At 43.0% G+C, this 18,716-nt stretch carries 23 protein-coding genes; 15 read left to right on the forward strand and 8 right to left on the reverse strand.

Going from position 1 to position 18,716, the window contains the following annotated elements; translation table 11 throughout:
- Nucleotides 1–21 precede the first annotated feature (21 nt).
- From QVO88_RS07195 to QVO88_RS07210, 4 genes are all read left to right on the forward strand, one after another.
- The gene (locus QVO88_RS07195; protein ID WP_022287823.1) at nucleotides 22–789 is read left to right on the forward strand and encodes a TIGR00282 family metallophosphoesterase; all 768 of its coding nucleotides are present in this window, start codon (nucleotides 22–24) and stop codon (nucleotides 787–789) included.
- A gap of 107 nt (nucleotides 790–896) precedes the next feature.
- Complete coding sequence (locus QVO88_RS07200) at nucleotides 897–1,157, forward strand: stage V sporulation protein S (protein ID WP_022287824.1); 261 nt, start codon at nucleotides 897–899, stop codon at nucleotides 1,155–1,157.
- 60 nt (nucleotides 1,158–1,217) lie between these two features.
- Nucleotides 1,218–1,916 carry an ABC transporter ATP-binding protein gene (locus QVO88_RS07205; RefSeq protein WP_022287825.1) on the forward strand — a complete coding sequence of 233 codons (699 nt, stop codon included), beginning with the start codon at nucleotides 1,218–1,220 and terminating at the stop codon, nucleotides 1,914–1,916.
- A complete protein-coding gene (locus QVO88_RS07210; RefSeq protein ID WP_022287826.1) occupies nucleotides 1,910–2,692 on the forward strand; it encodes a hypothetical protein in 783 nt (260 codons plus the stop codon). Before QVO88_RS07205 ends, QVO88_RS07210 begins: the two co-directional genes overlap by 7 nt.
- Nucleotides 2,693–2,734: 42 nt before the next feature.
- On the opposite strand, the gene QVO88_RS07215 is transcribed toward QVO88_RS07210, so the two are convergent.
- From QVO88_RS07215 to QVO88_RS07230, 4 genes are read right to left on the reverse strand one after another with little or no spacing between them, the layout of a single operon-like run.
- Complete coding sequence (locus tag QVO88_RS07215) at nucleotides 2,735–3,883, reverse strand: zinc dependent phospholipase C family protein (RefSeq protein ID WP_022287827.1); 1,149 nt, start codon at nucleotides 3,881–3,883, stop codon at nucleotides 2,735–2,737.
- Nucleotides 3,884–3,887: 4 nt separating this feature from the next.
- Nucleotides 3,888–4,493 (reverse strand): flavin reductase family protein, encoded by a 606-nt coding sequence (locus tag QVO88_RS07220; protein ID WP_022287828.1) that lies wholly within the window; start codon nucleotides 4,491–4,493, stop codon nucleotides 3,888–3,890.
- Nucleotides 4,493–4,858: a hypothetical protein gene (locus QVO88_RS07225; protein WP_022287829.1), complete on the reverse strand. Its 366-nt coding sequence runs from the start codon at nucleotides 4,856–4,858 to the stop codon at nucleotides 4,493–4,495. The genes QVO88_RS07220 and QVO88_RS07225 overlap by 1 nt, the downstream gene beginning before the upstream one ends.
- Before the next feature lie 8 nt (nucleotides 4,859–4,866).
- The gene (locus tag QVO88_RS07230) at nucleotides 4,867–5,163 is read right to left on the reverse strand and encodes a hypothetical protein (RefSeq protein ID WP_022287830.1); all 297 of its coding nucleotides are present in this window, start codon (nucleotides 5,161–5,163) and stop codon (nucleotides 4,867–4,869) included.
- Nucleotides 5,164–5,501: 338 nt separating this feature from the next.
- Between QVO88_RS07230 and QVO88_RS07235 the strand changes: the two genes are divergently transcribed.
- From QVO88_RS07235 to QVO88_RS07250, 4 genes are all read left to right on the forward strand, one after another.
- Nucleotides 5,502–6,041, forward strand: a complete 540-nt coding sequence (locus QVO88_RS07235) for a hypothetical protein (RefSeq protein ID WP_022287831.1) — start codon at nucleotides 5,502–5,504, stop codon at nucleotides 6,039–6,041.
- Nucleotides 6,042–6,059: 18 nt separating this feature from the next.
- A complete protein-coding gene (locus tag QVO88_RS07240) occupies nucleotides 6,060–6,572 on the forward strand; it encodes a hypothetical protein (protein WP_022287832.1) in 513 nt (170 codons plus the stop codon).
- Between the two features lie 152 nt (nucleotides 6,573–6,724).
- A complete protein-coding gene (locus QVO88_RS07245) occupies nucleotides 6,725–7,240 on the forward strand; it encodes a hypothetical protein (protein ID WP_022287833.1) in 516 nt (171 codons plus the stop codon).
- Nucleotides 7,237–7,956 carry an NPXTG-anchored protein gene (locus QVO88_RS07250; protein WP_022287834.1) on the forward strand — a complete coding sequence of 240 codons (720 nt, stop codon included), beginning with the start codon at nucleotides 7,237–7,239 and terminating at the stop codon, nucleotides 7,954–7,956. The genes QVO88_RS07245 and QVO88_RS07250 overlap by 4 nt, the downstream gene beginning before the upstream one ends.
- Nucleotides 7,957–8,062: 106 nt before the next feature.
- On the opposite strand, the gene QVO88_RS07255 is transcribed toward QVO88_RS07250, so the two are convergent.
- The 4 genes from QVO88_RS07255 to QVO88_RS07270 all read right to left on the reverse strand — a co-directional run bounded on the left by QVO88_RS07255 (nucleotide 8,063) and on the right by QVO88_RS07270 (nucleotide 12,329).
- Complete coding sequence (locus QVO88_RS07255) at nucleotides 8,063–8,929, reverse strand: helix-hairpin-helix domain-containing protein (protein WP_022287835.1); 867 nt, start codon at nucleotides 8,927–8,929, stop codon at nucleotides 8,063–8,065.
- A gap of 6 nt (nucleotides 8,930–8,935) precedes the next feature.
- A complete protein-coding gene (locus tag QVO88_RS07260) occupies nucleotides 8,936–11,206 on the reverse strand; it encodes a glycoside hydrolase family 3 C-terminal domain-containing protein (RefSeq protein ID WP_022287836.1) in 2,271 nt (756 codons plus the stop codon).
- A gap of 80 nt (nucleotides 11,207–11,286) precedes the next feature.
- Nucleotides 11,287–11,733, reverse strand: coding sequence for a YaiI/YqxD family protein (locus QVO88_RS07265; protein ID WP_022287837.1), 447 nt, complete (start codon nucleotides 11,731–11,733; stop codon nucleotides 11,287–11,289).
- A complete protein-coding gene (locus tag QVO88_RS07270) occupies nucleotides 11,730–12,329 on the reverse strand; it encodes a hypothetical protein (protein WP_022287838.1) in 600 nt (199 codons plus the stop codon). The genes QVO88_RS07265 and QVO88_RS07270 overlap by 4 nt, the downstream gene beginning before the upstream one ends.
- A 236-nt stretch (nucleotides 12,330–12,565) precedes the next feature.
- On the opposite strand from QVO88_RS07270, the gene glmS reads away from it, so the two are divergent.
- The 7 genes from glmS to QVO88_RS07305 all read left to right on the forward strand — a co-directional run.
- Complete coding sequence (glmS, locus tag QVO88_RS07275) at nucleotides 12,566–14,386, forward strand: glutamine--fructose-6-phosphate transaminase (isomerizing) (RefSeq protein WP_022287839.1); 1,821 nt, start codon at nucleotides 12,566–12,568, stop codon at nucleotides 14,384–14,386.
- A gap of 53 nt (nucleotides 14,387–14,439) precedes the next feature.
- Nucleotides 14,440–15,087 carry an HAD family hydrolase gene (locus QVO88_RS07280; protein WP_022287840.1) on the forward strand — a complete coding sequence of 216 codons (648 nt, stop codon included), beginning with the start codon at nucleotides 14,440–14,442 and terminating at the stop codon, nucleotides 15,085–15,087.
- Nucleotides 15,088–15,227: 140 nt separating this feature from the next.
- On the forward strand, nucleotides 15,228–16,106 hold the full coding sequence (locus QVO88_RS07285) for a YicC/YloC family endoribonuclease (protein ID WP_022287841.1): 879 nt from the start codon (nucleotides 15,228–15,230) through the stop codon (nucleotides 16,104–16,106).
- Between the two features lie 14 nt (nucleotides 16,107–16,120).
- Nucleotides 16,121–16,378 (forward strand): extracellular matrix/biofilm regulator RemA, encoded by a 258-nt coding sequence (gene remA, locus QVO88_RS07290; RefSeq protein WP_022287842.1) that lies wholly within the window; start codon nucleotides 16,121–16,123, stop codon nucleotides 16,376–16,378.
- Nucleotides 16,371–17,015 (forward strand): guanylate kinase, encoded by a 645-nt coding sequence (gene gmk / locus QVO88_RS07295; RefSeq protein ID WP_022287843.1) that lies wholly within the window; start codon nucleotides 16,371–16,373, stop codon nucleotides 17,013–17,015. The genes remA and gmk overlap by 8 nt, the downstream gene beginning before the upstream one ends.
- On the forward strand, nucleotides 17,005–17,214 hold the full coding sequence (rpoZ, locus tag QVO88_RS07300; RefSeq protein WP_022287844.1) for a DNA-directed RNA polymerase subunit omega: 210 nt from the start codon (nucleotides 17,005–17,007) through the stop codon (nucleotides 17,212–17,214). Before gmk ends, rpoZ begins: the two co-directional genes overlap by 11 nt.
- Before the next feature lie 30 nt (nucleotides 17,215–17,244).
- Nucleotides 17,245–18,716 (forward strand): DEAD/DEAH box helicase (locus QVO88_RS07305; RefSeq protein WP_288177870.1); only part of this gene is annotated, 1,472 nt, incomplete at its 3' end.

An 18,716-nucleotide genomic window follows, 5' to 3' on the forward strand; every position in this document is an offset into this window, starting at 1 on the left:
AGTATAGAACGGAGATAGCAAATGAATTTACTTTTTATCGGAGATGTTGTGGGACAAAGCGGCTGCGATTTTCTTGAAAGCAGAATGTATAAGCTGAAGCGTGAATATGATATAGATGTGACCGTAGTGAACGGTGAAAATTCTGCTCAGGGCAATGGTATCACACCGCAGTCTTACAGACAGCTTCTCAATATAGGTGCTGACGTTGTAACGACAGGAAATCATTCTTTCAGACGACGTGAGGCTGAGGAGCTTTATGACACAAACGAGCAACTATTAAGACCTGCCAATTACCCTGAGGGTGTTATGGGTCATGGTGTGACTTATATCGATATGTGTCCTTATAAGATAGCCGTGGTAAATCTTATGGGAACGATGTATATGGAAGCAGTGGAAAATCCTTTCAACTATGTTGACAAGCTTCTTGAAAGCATTGATACGCCTAATATAATCGTTGATTTTCATGCGGAGACAACTTCTGAGAAAAAGGCTATGGGCTTTTATCTGCAAAAACGATGCACTGCTGTGCTTGGCACGCATACCCATGTTCAGACGGCTGATGAAATGATCTTAGGCGGACATACCGCCTATATCACCGATGTTGGAATGACAGGCCCTGAGCTTTCCGTACTTGGGGTAGACAGTGATATAGTCATAAATAAGTTCAAATATCTCACCCCTGTGAGGTTTTCAGAAAGCACAAACGATTGCTTTATAAACGGAGTTGTGGTAAAATTTGATGAAAAATCGGGAAAAGCAACAAATATACAGCGTGTTATTAAGCGATAATAACGAAAAGTATTAATAAAGCTTGAAATTTTATTATGTATGTAGTATAATATAGTGTGTATAATAAGTGGGGTAAATTCTTTGAATTTACTTATGGAGGTATTCAAGTGGAAATTCTAAAGGTTTCTTCAAGGTCTGTCCCTAATTCGGTGGCAGGAGCAGTTTCGGGCGTTATCCGTGACAGCGGTGCAGTTGAGGTACAGGCAGTGGGCGCAGGCGCAGCCAATCAGGCGATCAAGGCTATAGCAATCGCAAGGGGCTATCTTGCACCATTGGGCATTGATCTTATTTGTATCCCTGCATTTGCAAGCGTTTTGATCGACGGTGAGGAAAGAACTGCGATCAAGCTTATTTGTGAAGAAAGATAATAATGCGGCAGCAAGGCGTGTTAAAGTCTTGCTGCTTTTTGCTACAAAGGAGGGGACAGCATGGAAACTGTTTTGCAGACTTATGGGCTTACAAAGCAGTATGGAAGCTTTACAGCGCTGAGCAATCTTGACCTTGCGCTGGAGAGGGGTAAAATTATCGGTCTGCTAGGGCCGAACGGAAGCGGAAAAACAACATTTATCAAGCTTTGCTGTGGACTTATAAAACCTACGGCAGGGGATATACTCATATGCGGAATGCCTATTGGCGTGGAAACTAAAAAAGTGGTTTCCTATCTGCCTGACAGAAATTTCATACCTGACGATATGAAAGTAAATGAGATGATTAGGTTTTTTCAGGATTTTTACAGCAATTTCAATGTAGCAAAGGCTCAGGATATGATGAACAGGCTGGGGATAAACCCTGCGGCAAAGTTCAAGACAATGTCAAAGGGTACAAAAGAAAAGGTGCAGCTTTGTCTTGTTATGAGCCGTGAGGCTGACGTTTATCTTCTTGATGAGCCAATTGCAGGCGTTGATCCTGCGGCGAGAGATTATATTCTCAACACCATAATTTCAAATTACAATGAGCGGGCGGCTGTGGTAATTTCCACCCACCTTATTGCAGATATCGAACCTGTTCTTGACGACGTGGTGATGATACAAAATGGTATGCTAAGGCTGCATAAATCTGTTGACGCTATCCATAACGAAACCGGCAAGTCTGTGGATCAGCTTTTCAGGGAGGTGTACAGATGTTAGGCAAGCTTTTGAAATATGAGCTTAAACGCTCGGCAAGAAAGTTTTTCCCTCTTGTGGTGGGATATATGATAGTTGCACTGATATTTTCTCTTATGCTCCGTTATGGTGAGAGCGTTAAAAACCCTAATTTTCTGATGATATTCATTGTTGTGAGCATTGCCTATGGTATTGCCGTGGGGGCTTTGTTCACTGTGGGTTTTACCATATCGTTGACGAACTTTCACAAGACCCTTTTCACTGACGAGGGCTATCTTATGCTGACAATACCTGTCAAGCCATATTATCACATTTTCACAAAGTTCATCTCTTCTGTTATATGGTCGGCGGCAAGCATGATCGTTTTTGTGCTTTCGCTGTTGCTTATCGACCCAACAGAGTATCTTGACTCTGTTGGAGATTTTATAAACGCTTTGGGCAACGGCTTTGCTGAAGAACCGCTCACTTCGTTTCTGATATGCCTGTATACTCTGACGCTGTTTGCAGGCTTGCAGATATTCTTATATTTTGTTATCTCCCTTTCAAACTGTTTCAAGCATAAAGTTCTTGTAGGCTTTGCCATAATCTTCGCTTGCAATATGTTATCCTCGATGATAAGCAATCTGGCAGGCGACCTTTCTCTGTGGAATATGCTCTTTATGCCAACGTCACGCTTGCCCGATACAGAAGTGGCATTTAACCTAAGACTTGTGTTTATGACAATGTATCAGTTCGCATATATCTTGGCATATTTCCTGTTGACTAACTTTATAATAACACGCAAACATAATTTGCAGTAAAAAAAGGCAGACGATGAGTCTGCCTTTTTTGTGTTGTGATCTTTAGTTAAGTATCCAAATCTGAGTTGAGTTTTCAGGCTCAAGGTCAGCGAAGGAGAGCTTTCCGCCCTTTGAGTTTGCAAGCACCTTTACATAGTCTGTGGACTCAGTGGATATTCTGAAACGTCTTTTTCCCAGCGCAGTGACCCTGAACTGAACAGGCTTGCCGTCTATTTTCAGATAGTCATAGCCCTTGCATGAAGCGTTTACATATCCGCCGTCGCCTATCTTTAAACCGAATGTGCCGTCCTCTGTAAGACAGACCGTCAGCTTCTGTTCAAGCTCCTTGTCAGGTTTTTCAAGCTGCAATCCCTTAGGGGTAACAGTGAGGATAAGTCCCGATATCTCGTTTTTGAATGTGTAAGCCTTGCCGTCAAGTATGTAATTCCCTGCGTCAGAGGTGCAATCGTCATAGAATTTCAGAAGAAGCGCTGTGACATTCTGCTGTGTGACCGGCAGAGTGTTCTTTGCAACGTCATCAAAAGCTCTTGGGTCAAGGTGAGAAATGGTGTCAACGAACTTGCCTGCGTATTTTACAAGCTTGTTTGAAGCCTCGCCAAAGTTATCCTTGCCGTAGTATTTCAGCAGGCGCTTGTCGAAGCTGTCGGCTGTGTGTCTTGTGCAGGTGGTGGAAACGTGCTTCTCAAAAGCGTAATGCACGTTGTTTGCCTTGTCCTGATATTTCATGTTTGCAACGTGAACAGTGCATCCCATGTCTGAAATAAAATGTGCGGCTCTGCCGAGAACACGCATGGCGTTTTTTATGTCACCGCTTTTGTAAAGAGATACTGCGGCGGTGTAGTTTTCTTCGAGGCAAGTTCTTGCGCTCACTGCAAGGTCACCAAAGCGGTTGCGGTAATAGCCGTTAGTTTCAGGAAGCTCCTTGCCCTTTGGATTAACGCAGGAGTAATAATGCTTGCCATGACCCTTGTCCATATCGTTTTCATCGTCAGGCTGTGTGCAGCCCTTGAGTATCTCGCTGTGATAGTCTTTATAGAATGTCACCTGCTTCTGCTTTTTCTCCTTTTCCAGAAGTGCAAGTGATTTTTTCACAATGTCCTCGTGAGTAGTGCCGCTCCATGCGTACGCTTTGATAGGTCTGAGCCTGTAGCATACAGCCAGCGCAACTGCGGCTGTGAGAATTTTTTTCATAACTCTATTTTCCTTTTCTGATATTTTTGTTGTTTTTCTTTTTCCTTACTGAGTAGCCGAACGTGCCAAGCTTTTTGCCAAGACCGTAATACTCTCCGTGAGCGTAGGCAAGAAGCCCCGCTTTGTCAAGGCAAAGCTTTCCTTTTTCGTCAAGCAATTCTTTTGCAACGTCAAGCCCCACAATGTCCGCAATGAACATATCATGTGTACCAAGGCTCACGATCTCTCTTATTTTGCACTCGATATTCACAGGGGACTGGGCCAGCAAAGGTGCCGATACCTTTGCGGACGGTTCTGCGGTAAGGTGCATTCCCTTGAACTTATCCACTTTTCTGCCGGTTTTCACACCGCACCAATCCACAGCTTTCACAAGCTCTCTGGTCGGCAGATTTATGACGAACTCACCGCTTTGAGTGATAAGCTCATGGGAATATCTCTCAGGTCTGACGGAGATGTAGGTAACAGGCGGCTGAGTGCAGAGAATGCCTGTCCACGCAACTGTGAACACATTGGGTTTATCCATACTGCCGCAGGTAACGAGAGTTGGTGGCAGGGGAGAGGTTATGACGCTGCCTTTCCACTGCTCCTTGGTGTATTTTGTGTACTCCATTATTTCACGCCTTTCTCGTTGTCGAGTCCAAAATTATGTACTCGTCTGTATATTTTGTCATAGTCCTTATAAAGAAGCTGAGTCTGATTTTCAAGAAAATAGTAGTGCTTTATATAAGGCACAAGCAGTACGAGAAACGCAATGGCAAGGGGTATGAGTATCATGACCTGCCAAACTGCAATGGCAATGAACGTCATGACAGTACAAAGTGCAAAAAGCACCGTCACGATAAGATGTATCAGCCGTTCGTGCTGAAAAAAAGCGATATGTTCTTTGTGATAATCAAGGAGCTTTGCAAAGTCGCAGTCTTTATCCTCAAGACAGCTTGCAACAAAACTGCGGTAACGCTTGAAATATTCCGTCATGATATCACCTACAGTTCAATAAACTCAGCGTCCTGTATCTCAAGGTCACGGAGCTTGGTCTTGTATGAATTTTTCTTTTTAAGAGCCGCACGTTCCTGCTCTTTTTTCTTGACGTCCTTTGCAACTGTCATAAGCATTATATTGTCGATAGTTTTATAGTGCTTTGAAACACGCTGAGCAAAGCTTTTGCGCTTTGCAGGCTTTTTCTTTTTGCCGTCAAAAATAATGGCAAGAACAACGGATATCGTCATTGCGATAATAGTTTTCTCTGCATTTGAGTTCACAGAGATAACTCCTTTTTTCATACTATCACCATTCCTTCTGCCTGAGTTTTCCTATCAGGATAACAACATATAAAGTTATTATACTATATTATCCCGAAGATTTCAAGTATTATCTATTAATAAAAAAGTAACGGTGTTATTATAAGAGCTATCGTTTTTGTTGTGCTTTAACGGTCACGGAGATGTTGGACTGTCAAAAAATGAATGCCATATGTATCAAAAAAAACTACCGCTTGTGCATTATTTTTACCACTTGTGCAAATGTTGTTGACTTTTTGTTAATAACAATGTATGATTATTGTGAACATTAATGCTATTTAGCAGGAATGTCTGGCTAATGCACAAGCAGGAGGAAAATGATGGAGAATAATGAGAACAAAGCAAAAAAACAAAGGATCATAATAGCCTCACTTATTTTGGGCATGATGTTTTGCATAGGCATTACGATTTGGGCTGTGTTTTTCAGAAAGTCAGAAACAAAATCTCTTGTACCTGATTATGCACCTCAGCAGACAGAGCAGAATGCTGAACCTTTGGAGGACAACAGCAGAAGTCTTGATGTGCCTGAGGGTGGCGGAGGAATTTCTCTTGAATACGAAAATACAGTGAATATCAAGCTTTCTGATAAAACAGCTTATTTTAGTTATAAGCATCCAAGCAGTTCAACTCAGGATATCGTGCTTTGTATCGAGGTAAATGGTGAGATCATCGCACGCTCAGGTACCATAAAACCAGGTAATCAGCTTAAAACGCTTCCTTTGCTTGAGGGCGAGGCGGACAAACTTAGTGAAGGCACTTATACAGACGCAAATTTTAGAGTTTTAAGTTATGATCCGCAATCAGGTGAAAAAGCAATGGTCGATACGGTGGCAAAAATAACTGTCACTGTGGAAAAATAAATAACGGAGGAATTTATCATGAAAAACAAATTTGCGATCATTGCCGCATTAGTGCTTGCAAGCACTAGCGTGGTTACAGCATATGCGGTAAATTCAGAAAAAAATGACGGCAGCGAACCAACAAATATCAAGGTTACAGGAAGCTATATTGATTCCAAGTCAACGACAATGTCTGTGGACGTTGAGTGGGAGGAAATGAATTTTACCTACTTTGGCGGACATAAGGTATGGGATCCTGAAACACATAGCTATACCACAGAGTCTGCATGCTGGTGGGATGAGCCTAAGGAGATAACTGTAACAAACCATTCAAATTCGGCTATTAAAGCACAGTTGAATTTTGCATCAAAGGTCGAAGGACTTAACGGCATGTTTGATGAAGATGTTATTTTATTGGAAACAGCCGAAGGCACTGCTGTTGACGCCGCACCTAAAGATTCAACATATTTCAGTGTAAGTGGAGCAGGGATAGAAACAAACAATACGGATCTTGGCACTATCACAGTAACGATCTCTGAAGACATTCAGTAAGTAACTGACGCAATGGTTGCTTCTACCCATGTTGATACAACTCTTTATTATGTAACAGGATCAAATGGAGCATGGAGGGTAGTAAGAAACAATGATATTGGGATTGTACCGATAGTGTAATTAAAAAAAGTATTCATATCAGGGGGCTTATGATGGATAAGCAAAAAAATGACGGGAAGCTGATCGTATCAGTGCTTATGATCTGTTTTGCAGTTACCATTGGCGTGATGATATTTGCATTGTGCCGTCCAAATGATAAAAAAAGTGCAGAATTTACTCCACCGCCTTTTGAAAGCACAGCACAGCATGGCAATCCTGAGGTTTCAGAAAATTTAGGCTATAGCTCTCCGAACAGAGATGATATGAGCTATGATTTTGCGGTGTGTGGAAACGTCACTATGGAAGGCGACAAGGCAATAGTATATCTTACAAATATCGAGGGCAACAATGCCTGGATAAAGCTCAGAGTGTTTGACGAACAGGGAAATATGCTTGGAGAAACGGGTCTTATCAAGCCAAACGAGTATGTGAAATATGTTACGCTCTCAAAGACGCCGGAGGTCGGTACAAAGATAAAGCTTAAGATCATGGGTTACGAGCCGCACACTTATTATAGTGCAGGTGCGGCTTCCTTGAATACACAGATAGGGGGTCAAATAGACCAATGAAAAAAATGACTTCATTTCTTGCTCTTGTGCTTGCATTAAGCATACCTTCTGGTGCTTATGCAGCCGAGGCAAAGCTTGATGATAATAATACAACTGCAAATGGAAATGTTTATGCGGTCTATACAGAAGATGTTCCATGGAACAGTGTGCCTGTTGACGACGATGGAAATGCTGTTATTGATTTTCCAGATGGCACAAGCGTGAAGATCGAGAATGCCGATAAAGATAAAAATCTTGTGGTGGATCAGGTCACAGAGAAAGAAGCTCTTGACTGGTTAAACAGCGTCATGGGAAAAAAGTCTGAAAACACCGTAGCATTTCATATTTATTACATTGACGGAGATTCTATTCTGCCGGCAAATGGAATAAAGGTAACGATAAACATAGACAAAGATCAGGTAAATTCCGTTAAAGCTGATGGTACAGTAAGCAGTCTTAAATGCGAAGAGTCTGATGCAGAAATATCCTTTGTCACAGACGATGCACCTTTCTATGTCCTTGGTACAAAAACACCTGAAAGTTCATCAGATATATCACCAGACAGCACTGGTAAAAAAGATGATAGCTTACAAAACAGTTCACAGACAGCAGTTCAAAATGTAAACAAAGACGGTGATAAGTCACCTAACACAGGCTTAGGAGCAGGTGCAGCATTGACAATGTTGCTGCTTGGTGCCGTTGCCGTAAGCGTGTCAAAAAGAACAAAGGATAAATGATCTGATATTCATAAGGCTCGCCGTTTGCATTGGCGTTATTAAGCAAAAAAGACTCGCACGAAATTGTGCGAGTTCTTTTTTTATGTAGCAGATATATAAAATACAGTTATATTTCAATATAATCCCAAAGCTCGGAAACAAGTTTTTCTGTAAAGCCCTTGCACAAAAGAAGCTCGTTAGGGCTTTCGTAATAGGATATAAGCTCACGAAGTTCTATGACAGCATTCGCCTTGTCCATATCAATTAGCAGCTTGTCTGATATCTCCTGAGCGTCAGCCTTGTTTATGTTCACTTTCTGCCTGACTTTCTCAGTAGTTTCAGCCGTTGTAACAGTTTGCTCCTCTGTGGCCGGAGGCTCTGTTACAGTATCAGCAGGGATTTCTGTCTGAACAGGCTGAGTTTCTGCGACTTTCGTTTCCTGCGGCATATCATGGTAGTCTGCACTGTCAACATAAAAATAGCCTTTGAGAAGTTCAAGTGTAGAGTCTCCGATGCCGTTTACTTCAAGAAGCATATCCATGTTGCTGATAACACCAACTCTGTCACGATATGCTATTATCCTGTCGGCTGTTACCTCGCCTATGCCGCTCACCGCCATAAGCATTTCCTTATCAGCCTTGTTTATGTCAGCAGGAAATCTGTATTCCTCTTTTGTTTCAGCAATACTGCTTGTGACGGCTTTTGATGTCACTGTTTTCTTTGTGGTGTGTGCCTTTGCAGTCTTGCTAATGACCTTTTCACTGCCTGAATTGTCCACCTTGTCAGCCTGAGAGCTGTCAGCAGGCGGTGTGAGTATCACCACATCATCACGCTGTGGTCTGTTAACAAGTGCAGAAGCGATCGCTGTAGTAATGGCGATCGCAACTGCGATCAAGCCTACGAAAAGTTTTATTCTGCTTGTTTCTACTTTTGAAGCATCATTTTCTGTCACATTCGATTTTTCGTCTTTGTTGCTGTCTAACTTGCTGTCCATAATTGATTATTTTTCTGCAAGCATTTCGTTGAGATTTTCCACCATTTCTGACATCTTCGCTCTTGTGATGTCTGGAACATTTGTAAATGTAACAAGGGTTCTCAGTGGCATATCTCTTATCATTGCTTCCATCATTTCCTTTGCAGAAGCGCCAAGATCGTCGGAAGCCGTGTCGCCAAAACCGCAGTCTATTTTGCTTAAAATGTCCTCGAACATAGCTCTTCCCTCTGGGATAGAATTTATCTCGCCACAGGTGGTGTTCAAGGTGAAATGCACTGGGAGTTTTGTATCGGAAGATACATAAACAGAAGTCGAAAGTCTGATATCTCTTGAAGAAGAGCCTGCCTCGATAATAAACTCACCATATTCAACGAACCAATCGTGTATATCAGGCTCGTAGTATGCAAATGAACGCTTATCAAGGTGGAACACAGCCTTTTTGGTCTCGCCAGCTTTAAGGAAAAGCTTTTCAAAGCCCTTAAGCTCACGGACAGGTCTGCGCACTGAGCTTTCCTTGTTGGAAACGTAAAGCTGAACGATCTCCATACCATCTCTGTCGCCTGTGTTTGTTACGTCCACCATGACCGTCAGGGTCTTGTCGTCTTTTATCTCGTTTTCTGAAACAGTAAGATTGCTGTATTCAAAGGTTGTGTATGAAAGTCCGTGACCAAATGGGAACAGTGGCTTTATGCCCTTTTCATCATAATATCTGTAGCCCACGAAAATTCCCTCGGTATAGTCAACATCGTCCATATTTCCCGGGAAATTAAGATAAGACGGATTATGTGAAAGCTTTTCAGGGAAAGTTTCCGCAAGCTTTCCGCTAGGGTTAGCTTCGCCAAAAAGCAGGGCCTTTTCTGCAGTGCCGATGTTCTGTCCGCCAAGATACATTTCAAGTATGCCCTTCACCTTATCTGCAAACGGCATTTCAACAGCCGAGCCGTTGTGGAGAACGATAACAACGTTTTCATTTACCTTAGCAACTTCATCAATAAGCTTGAGCTGACAATCAGGCATTCTCATATGCTTTCTGTCAAAGCCCTCAGACTCAAAGCTTTCGGGCAGACCTGCGAAGATAACGGCAACATCACTGTTCTTGGCAAGCTCCACAGCTTCATCGAGAAGCTCGTCAACAGTTTCGTCACGGTCGGTGACGAAGCCCTGTGCGTATGTGATATTATCCATGCCCTTGACAGCTTCAAGAGCAGATGTCACCTTAAATGAATTTATGTGAGAGCTTCCACCGCCCTGATAACGTGGCTTGTCGGCAAATTCGCCAATGAAAGCTATCTTTGCAGACTTGTCAAGCGGCAGTATCTTATCATCATTTTTGAGCAGTACCGCACATTCAGACTCTATCTTGCCTGCAAGCTCATGCTGTTTTTCTTTATCCCACTTTGTTGCAGGGGCATAGCCGTCCTCGGCTTTCTGAATAAGCGTAAGCACGTTTCTCACAGCCTTGTCAAGGTCTTTCATTGAAAGTGAGCCGTTGTTTACGGCTTCTATGATAAGCTCGTCATTCTTGCCGTTGCTGGTAGGCATCTCAAGGTCAAGACCTGCGGCAACGCCAAGAGGTCTGTCATCAACTGCGCCCCAATCGCTAACTACAAGTCCTTCATAGCCCCATTCGTTTCTGAGTATATCAGTGAGCAGGAGCTTGTTCTGCGAGGAATATTCGCCGTTTATGCGGTTGTATGAACACATCACTGTCCAAGGCTTTGCTTCCTTGACTGGTGTTTCAAAGGCACTTAAATATATCTCATGGAACGTTCTCTCATCAACGTTAGCAGAATAGCTCATACGTCTTGTTTCCTGATTGTTCATGGCAAAGTGTTTAAGGGAAGTTCCTACGCCCTTGCTCTGAACGCCCTTTATGTGTGCTGTGGCAAGCTGTGAAGCAAGATAAGGGTCTTCTGAGAAGTATTCAAAGTTTCTGCCGCAAAGTGGTGAACGCTTTATGTTACAGCCAGGGCCAAGTATAACGGAAACGTCCTCAGCCTGACACTCCTCGCCAAGAGCCTTGCCGAGAGTTGTAAGCAGCTTTCTGTCAAAAGAGCAGGCAAGTGCGCAGGCACATGGGAAGCATACTGCCTTGATAGCTTCGTTAGGATTGTCTGTATCATCACGCATTTTTCTAAGTCCGTGAGGGCCGTCAGACACCATTATGCTTGGTATATCCAGCCTTTTTATTTCCTCAGTGTGCCAGAAGTCAGAGCCTGAGCACAATGAAGCTTTTTCTTCAAGTGTGAGTTCCTTCAAAATCTTGTCTATGTTCATTGTGAAAACCTCTTTTCTATAAAACTATAGTTTGATTGTAACACAATTTTCTATGAAATTCTATATATTTTGTGCATATTTTACATAAAGTTAATATTATCTTCGATTAATTTGGTAAGAGCCACTCTGAAATCCTCGTCCTGATGTTTGGTGCGCTTTGGCGGACCTTTGAGCCTGCCACCGCTTCTGCGTATCTTCTTTGCAGTATGTCTTGACAGAAGCAGTGCATCAATGTTGGAGCTGTCATATATCCTGCCGTTCTGGTCCAAAGCAAGAACGTTTCTTGCAAGACACATTGCCGCAAGCCCATAATCCTGCGTCACGGCAATATCGCCCTTTAGAGCGATGTTCACAAGCTTCATGTCTGCACTGTCTGCACCCTTGTCGACAGTTATCACCTGTGCATAGTCAGAGCTGAAAATATGCGAGCTGTCGCAAACTATGATACATTCAAGCCCATGGCTTTTGCTTATAGAAACTGCGATATTTGTAACAGGACAGCCGTCAGCGTCTATAAGTATCCTCACGCCTTGCCGCCTTCTATATAAAATGTAGATTCCATATCTGCAATGTGGGTCGCCAGTGCGAGGGGATACATTTCAAGGGCAAGACCGATACTGTTCTTGTTTTCTTCTCCTGAAAAGCCCATGTGCCAGCGTATAGCCATGGCTTCCTCACGGGTCAGTCGCATATAGCTGCTTACTATGTAGACCGACTTTTCACCGTGGCCATATGGCAGTGTTTCGTGAAATTCATAGTATGGGACTTTCTCCCACACGCCCTGTTCGTTCTTGGCATTGCGGTAGCTTACTCTGTAAAGATTTACCTTGCAGATGTCATGAAGCAGTGAAACGATAGCAATGCTCTCGTCAGAGTATTCCATGTTGTAATCTTCCTTTACACGCTCACGCTCCAGATAGCTTTTCAGGCACTCATAAACGTGTATGCTGTGTTCGCACAAGCCACCCTCGTATGCTCCGTGGTATCTTGTAGAAGCAGGTGCAACAAAGAAGTCGCTGTTTTCTGAAAGCAGATAATTGAGCAGCTTTTCCGAACCCGGGCGCTTTATGTTTTCCGTGTAGATTTCAACGAATTTGTCTTTAAGTTCTGTTACCTTTGACATAGTTGACCTCCTGTAAAAATATTATATTATGATAAGCTTTAGCGTTTTAGTTTTACCAAACTAATTATAACATATTTTTTGTAAGATTAACAGTACTTTTCGCTAATTTTTGCATTTGCTATTGCTTTTTCATGCAAAATATGCTATGATATATTATATTTATGTGGATATGGTTTGGAAAAATATAAGAAATTTAATGATTTTTAACAAATGAGAATGAAAGGAGTTGCTTATACATGTGCGGAATAGTAGGCTATGTGGGAAAAAAGGATTGTACAAAGGTGCTGCTTGACTCACTGTCAAAGCTTGAATACAGAGGTTATGACTCAGCAGGAATAGCTGTTTTTGAGAACGATGCTATCAAGACAAAAAAGACAAAGGGCAGACTTGCTGACCTTGAAGAAAAGCTTAAAAGAGAGGGCTGGCTCAACGGTACTTGCGGTATAGGCCACACACGCTGGGCTACACACGGCGAGCCGTCTGATATAAATTCACACCCTCACGGAAATGCGAATATTTCTATCGTTCATAATGGTATCATTGAAAACTACAGAACTATCAAGGATTTTCTGCTGAAAAAGGGATATGTCTTTGAATCTCAGACAGATACAGAAACAGTTGCAAAGCTTCTTGATTATTATTATGAGGGCGACCCTATGGCGACAATACAGAAGGTTCTTGCTGAGATAGAGGGTTCATATGCTCTCGGTATCATATTCAAGGATTTTCCAAGAAGAATATATGCAGTAAGAAAGGATTCTCCTCTTATCGTTGCAGTTGGCGAGGACGAAGCTTTTATAGCTTCTGATGTGCCTGCAATACTGAAATATACGAAGAATTATTATCTTCTTGACGAGAACGAGATAGCTGTCCTTGACGATGGCAAGGTGGAGTTCTTTGACGTTCACGGAATGCCAGTTGAGAAAGAGATGCTCGTTGCTGACTTTGATATGGAAGCCGCTGAGAAGGGCGGATATGCTCACTTTATGCTCAAAGAGATTCACGAACAGCCAACAGCTATAAAAACAACTATCACACCAAGAATAGTTGACGGTATGCCAAATCTTGAAGAGTGTGGTCTTACATATGACAGACTCAAGGGCTATAACAACATCTTCGTTGTTGCCTGCGGTACTGCTATGCACGCAGGTCTTGTGGGCAAGTATGTGCTTGAAAAGATCGGAAGAATACCTGTTACAGTGGATATGGCTTCTGAGTTTAGATACAGAGATCCTATCATTGCAAAGGGAGATCTTGTTATTCTTGTTTCACAGTCAGGAGAAACAGCCGATACTCTCGCAGCCCTTAGAATGGCTAAGGAGAGGGGCGCTGAAACACTTTCTATCGTAAACGTAAAAGGCTCGTCTATCGCAAGAGAGTCTGATATGGTGCTTTACACCCATGCAGGCCCTGAGATATCTGTAGCTTCCACAAAGGCATATATCGTTCAGCTTTCTGTATTCTATCTGCTGAGCTTTGCTATAGCATACGCTCACGGAGCTATCTCAAAAGAGGAGTGTATGAGACTTACAGCAGAGCTTCAGAACGTTCCTAATATGCTTGAAGTTGTTCTTAAAACACCTGATAATTGTCAGTATGTTGCTTCACAGCTTGTAAACAAGGAAAATCTTCTTTATATCGGCAGAGGTCTTGACTATGCACTTTCTATGGAAGGCTCACTGAAGCTTAAGGAGATATCATATATCCACTCTGAGTCATATGCCGCAGGCGAGCTTAAGCATGGCACTATCTCACTGGTAACAAACAATATGCCTGTTATCGCAGTCGCAACACAAAGAGAGCTTCTTGACAAGACCATAAGCAACGTCAAGGAGGTCAAGGCAAGAGGAGCGTACGTTGTCCTTGTTACTCACGGATATATCAACGTTGACGATGAGGTGGCAGATTATAAGATCGGTCTGCCGACAATAGACGATCTGCTCATGCCTATGCTGACAGTGGTTCCTTTGCAGCTTATCGCTTACTATACCTCAGTTCTCAGAGGCAATGATGTTGATAAGCCGAGAAATCTTGCAAAATCAGTTACAGTTGAATAAAATACAGGGCAATCCGCAAAGGGTTGCCCTTGCTGTTTGAAAAGGAGTTTATTATGAGCAAATACAGATATTTTGTTTTCGATTTTGACCTTACTCTTGCAGATTCTTCCGAGGGTATTCTGGAGTGTTTCAAGCACGTCCTAAAAGAGTTCGGCTATCCTCCAAAGGACGACAGGACTATCTACAACACCATAGGCATGACCCTTGTTGACGCTTTCGACCTGCTGACAGATATGCCTGACAATCCTCAGCGTGAGGATATGCGCAAGGCGTATGTAAAAAAGGCAGACGAGGTAATGGTGAAGAAAACATATTTTTATGACGATACTATCGCAATTTTGCAGACCTTGCAGAACGCAGGGGTAAAAGTCGGCATAGTTTCTACGAAATATCGCTATAGGATAGTCAATACTTTCAATGAGCAGGCAGGCTCTTTGCCTGTAGATATCATAGTTGGCGGTGAGGACGTTACAAGGGCAAAGCCTGACCCGCAGGGACTTGACCTGATAATAGAGCGTTTCGGTGCGGATAAATCGGACGTGCTTTATATAGGCGACAGCTACATCGACGCTGAAACTGCACTCAATTCAGGTGTGGATTTTGCAGGAGTAACAACTGGCTCTACCACTAAAGAGGATTTTGAAAAATACCCTCATATCTATATCGGCTCGTCACTGTTGGACATATTTCAGAATATATAAATTTTAAGTAAATATAATTTTAAATAAATGTGAAAAACTATTGCTATTTACGGAGCTTGATGTTATAATATAATTTGATGTACTATGTTAAGTACCAAGCGGATAACATAAATATTAATATATGAAAGGACGGGTATGCTATGATAAAAAGCATGACCGGTTTCGGCAGAGAGCATATCGTGGCAAACGGCAGAGAGATAATCGTTGAGATACGCTCTGTAAACCACAGATATTATGAATTTACTTCGAGAACTCCGAGAGCCTACGGCTATCTTGATGAAAAGCTGAAAGGCTTTCTTAAAAGCGGTATCTCCCGTGGTAAGGTAGAGGCGTCTGTTTCTATCTATAATCAGGAGGGTACTGACGCTGAGATAGAGCTTAACAAGGCTGTTGCAAAGGGCTATCTTGACGCACTGAGAGGTGCGGCTGACGAGCTTGACCTTGATGACGATATCACACTGTCACATATCATGAAACTTCCTGATGTGTTCACAGTTGTGAAGAAAACAGATGACGAGGAAGTTATTTGGAACGAGGTCAAGGACGTGGCTCAGGTGGCGTTAGACAGATTTGTTCAGATGCGTGAAACTGAGGGCGTTAAGATGTATGACGATATCAGCGGCAGACTTGATTACATCGAGGAAACTGTGGGCAAGATAGAAGATCAGTCACCTAGCGTTACTGAAAGCTACAGAGAAAGACTTTATGCAAAGATAAAGGAAACTCTCGGCGATAAGGACATAGACGAGCAGAGGATACTTACAGAAGTGGCTATTTTCGCCGATAAGGTGGCAATAGACGAGGAAACAGTAAGGCTCAGAAGCCATATCTCACAGTTCAGAGGGCTTATCAAGTCGGACGAGCCTGTGGGAAGAAAGCTTGACTTCCTTGTGCAGGAGCTTAACCGTGAGGTGAATACTATCGGCTCAAAGGCTAACGATCTCACTATCACAAAAATGGTGGTGGATCTTAAGGCTGAGATCGAAAAGATCAGAGAGCAGATACAGAATATCGAATAACGGCGGTGTGAGATATGCAGCTTATTAATATCGGTTTTGGAAATATGGTGTCCTCCGCAAGAGTCATTGCCATAGTTTCCCCTGAGTCTGCGCCTATAAAGCGTATCATTCAGGAAGCTAAGGATAAGGGTACTCTTATAGACGCCACCTACGGCAGAAGAACAAGAGCAGTGCTTATTATGGACAGCGACCATGTGGTGCTGTCGGCAGTTGCACCTGAAACTGTAGGCGGACGTGCTGCTGTTGACGAGGAGGACGATGACAATGTATAAGAACAATGCAAAGCTGTTTGTTATATCAGCTCCCTCAGGCTGTGGCAAGGGAACTATACTTGCAGAGGTCTTTAAAAACAGAGATGTGTTCTATTCTATATCCTGCACTACAAGAAAGCCCAGAGAGGGCGAAAAGGACGGCGTTCATTATCATTTTATAAGCGATGACAGCTTTAAGAAAATGATAGACAGCGGTGAATTTCTTGAACACGCAGGCTATGTTGGTCATTATTACGGAACGCCAAAGAAGCCTGTTCTCGCTAATCTTGAGCAGGGCAGAGATGTTATACTTGAAATAGAAACTAACGGTGCTTTTCAGGTGAAGAAAGCCTTTCCTGAAGCTGTGCTGATGTTTATACTTCCTCCGTCTGTTAAGGAGATAGACAGACGGCTTAGAAAGCGTGGAACTGAGTCTGACGATGTTATTGCTGACCGTGTAAGTCAGGCTGCCGGTGAGATCGGCAAAGCCGGCGGTTATGATTATGTGATAATGAACGACGGACTAGAGGACGCTGTGGAAGATTTTGTTGCAGTTATGAACTCCGTGAAAGCCGAGGACGGCAAGGCGGATAAATTCAGATCAGAAAATGATGATACAAAGAAATTAATTGACGAGGTGCTTAATTATGATGCTTAGACCGGCCGTAAGCCAGATTTTGAAGAACAATGAAAGCTATTATTCTCTAGTTATTGCAGTTGCAAAGAGAGCAAGAGAGATCACAAGCGACGCTTTTGACAACAAGCTGGTGCTTGATGAAAAGCCAGTAAAGACAGCAGTTGACGAGCTTTATAATGGCGAATACAAGATAATCGAGGATCCAAGCCTCAGAAAATAATCGAGGCTTTTTATGGGGAGGTGTACGGCTGTGCGTGGAGTTTTTATCGTGGCAAAGGTTGCAATAAGCCGTGCATCATACAGCTTTGACGCACTGTATAGCTATAGTGTGCCGGAGGAGCTGGCTCAGAAAGTGAAAAGCGGAGTGCGTGTGCTTGTGCCTTTTGGCAGAGGAAACCGCAAAGCCGTAGGGTTTGTTACGAGAACGTATACGGAAGCCGAGTATAACGATAAGCTGAAGCCTGTTATTTCAGTGGTGGACGGGGAAAGCCTTGTCACCGAGGAAATGATGAGGATAATAATGTGGCTGAAAGAAAACACTTTCTGCACCTATTATGACGCTTATAAATCCGTTGTGCCTACAGGCTTTTCCTACACTTTTTCACAGCATTACAGCCTTGTCAATACCTATATTGACGAGGATACTTTAAATGAAGATGAGAAAAATGTGGTGGACTTTCTCCGATGTGCAAAAAGTCAGAGGGAGATAGACAGCTTTCTTGACGTGCATAATGACGCACGAAAGAAGAAAACTGTGGATTCTCTTGTGGATAAGGGCTATGTTGAGATCAGCGACGCTTTGAAAAGAAAAGTCGGTGATGAGAACGTCAGCATGGTAAGGCTTTCTGACGAGTATGTGTCAGGGGAGATACAGACCACTCTTACTCCAAAGCAGACCCTTGTGGTGAAGCTTCTTGAGGAGGGCGGCTGTGCCTCTGTGAAAGAAGTCTGCTATATGACCAACTGCACTTCAAGCATATTAAAAAGGCTTGCTGACAAGAAAGTTATCGTGCAGTATAAATACGAGGTCATGCGTGACGCCATAGGAGAACTTGGCGAAAGGCAAGACCCTGACGATATCAAATTAAATGATGAACAATCAGCGGCATATGAGGGCATAATGGGGCTTATAAAAGCCGAAAAGCCCGCAGGTGCGTTGCTTTACGGTGTTACGGGAAGCGGCAAGACCTCTGTGTTCATAAAGCTTATAAAAAGCGTTATGGATATGGGTAAAACAGCGGTCATGCTCGTGCCCGAAATATCCCTTACACCACAAATGCTCGGCAAATTCAAGTCACTTTTCGGAGATAAGATAGCCGTTATGCACTCGTCATTGTCATTGGGACAGCGTACTGACGAGTTCAAACGTGTAATGCGTGGGGAAGCAAGAATAGTTATCGGCACAAGAAGTGCAATATTTGCTCCTGTCACCAACGTGGGAATAATCATCATGGACGAGGAGGGCGAGCCGTCATATAAGTCGGACTCAACGCCTAGATACCATGCACGAGATGTTGCCATACAGCGGTGCGGATATAATAACTGCGTGCTGTTGATGGCCTCTGCAACTCCGTCTTTGGAGAGCTTTTATTACGCGAAAAAGGGCAGATATCACTTGTTTGAACTTAAAAACAGATATTCAAAGTCGCCCCTGCCGGCAGTTGAGATAGTCGATATGCAGGAGGAAGCGGCAGAGGGCAATGACAGCTTGCTAAGCCGTGT

This window comes from Ruminococcus sp. CAG:57 (genome assembly GCF_000435935.1).
GTDB classification, from domain to species: Bacteria; Bacillota; Clostridia; order Oscillospirales; family Ruminococcaceae; genus Hominimerdicola; species Hominimerdicola aceti.

What these genes read in the sequence shown, in the direction of transcription:
- QVO88_RS07195 (WP_022287823.1), top strand. Translation starts at nt 22, where the DNA reads ATGAATTTACTTTTTATCGGAGATGTTGTGGGACAAAGCGGCTGCGAT.
- QVO88_RS07205 (WP_022287825.1), top strand. Translation starts at nt 1,218, where the DNA reads ATGGAAACTGTTTTGCAGACTTATGGGCTTACAAAGCAGTATGGAAGC.
- QVO88_RS07210 (WP_022287826.1), top strand. Translation starts at nt 1,910, where the DNA reads ATGTTAGGCAAGCTTTTGAAATATGAGCTTAAACGCTCGGCAAGAAAG.
- QVO88_RS07215 (WP_022287827.1), bottom strand. Translation starts at nt 3,883, where the DNA reads ATGAAAAAAATTCTCACAGCCGCAGTTGCGCTGGCTGTATGCTACAGG.
- QVO88_RS07220 (WP_022287828.1), bottom strand. Translation starts at nt 4,493, where the DNA reads ATGGAGTACACAAAATACACCAAGGAGCAGTGGAAAGGCAGCGTCATA.
- QVO88_RS07225 (WP_022287829.1), bottom strand. Translation starts at nt 4,858, where the DNA reads ATGACGGAATATTTCAAGCGTTACCGCAGTTTTGTTGCAAGCTGTCTT.
- QVO88_RS07230 (WP_022287830.1), bottom strand. Translation starts at nt 5,163, where the DNA reads ATGAAAAAAGGAGTTATCTCTGTGAACTCAAATGCAGAGAAAACTATT.
- QVO88_RS07235 (WP_022287831.1), top strand. Translation starts at nt 5,502, where the DNA reads ATGGAGAATAATGAGAACAAAGCAAAAAAACAAAGGATCATAATAGCC.
- QVO88_RS07240 (WP_022287832.1), top strand. Translation starts at nt 6,060, where the DNA reads ATGAAAAACAAATTTGCGATCATTGCCGCATTAGTGCTTGCAAGCACT.
- QVO88_RS07245 (WP_022287833.1), top strand. Translation starts at nt 6,725, where the DNA reads ATGGATAAGCAAAAAAATGACGGGAAGCTGATCGTATCAGTGCTTATG.
- QVO88_RS07250 (WP_022287834.1), top strand. Translation starts at nt 7,237, where the DNA reads ATGAAAAAAATGACTTCATTTCTTGCTCTTGTGCTTGCATTAAGCATA.
- QVO88_RS07255 (WP_022287835.1), bottom strand. Translation starts at nt 8,929, where the DNA reads ATGGACAGCAAGTTAGACAGCAACAAAGACGAAAAATCGAATGTGACA.
- QVO88_RS07260 (WP_022287836.1), bottom strand. Translation starts at nt 11,206, where the DNA reads ATGAACATAGACAAGATTTTGAAGGAACTCACACTTGAAGAAAAAGCT.
- QVO88_RS07270 (WP_022287838.1), bottom strand. Translation starts at nt 12,329, where the DNA reads ATGTCAAAGGTAACAGAACTTAAAGACAAATTCGTTGAAATCTACACG.
- glmS (WP_022287839.1), top strand. Translation starts at nt 12,566, where the DNA reads ATGTGCGGAATAGTAGGCTATGTGGGAAAAAAGGATTGTACAAAGGTG.
- QVO88_RS07280 (WP_022287840.1), top strand. Translation starts at nt 14,440, where the DNA reads ATGAGCAAATACAGATATTTTGTTTTCGATTTTGACCTTACTCTTGCA.
- QVO88_RS07285 (WP_022287841.1), top strand. Translation starts at nt 15,228, where the DNA reads ATGATAAAAAGCATGACCGGTTTCGGCAGAGAGCATATCGTGGCAAAC.
- remA (WP_022287842.1), top strand. Translation starts at nt 16,121, where the DNA reads ATGCAGCTTATTAATATCGGTTTTGGAAATATGGTGTCCTCCGCAAGA.
- gmk (WP_022287843.1), top strand. Translation starts at nt 16,371, where the DNA reads ATGTATAAGAACAATGCAAAGCTGTTTGTTATATCAGCTCCCTCAGGC.
- rpoZ (WP_022287844.1), top strand. Translation starts at nt 17,005, where the DNA reads ATGATGCTTAGACCGGCCGTAAGCCAGATTTTGAAGAACAATGAAAGC.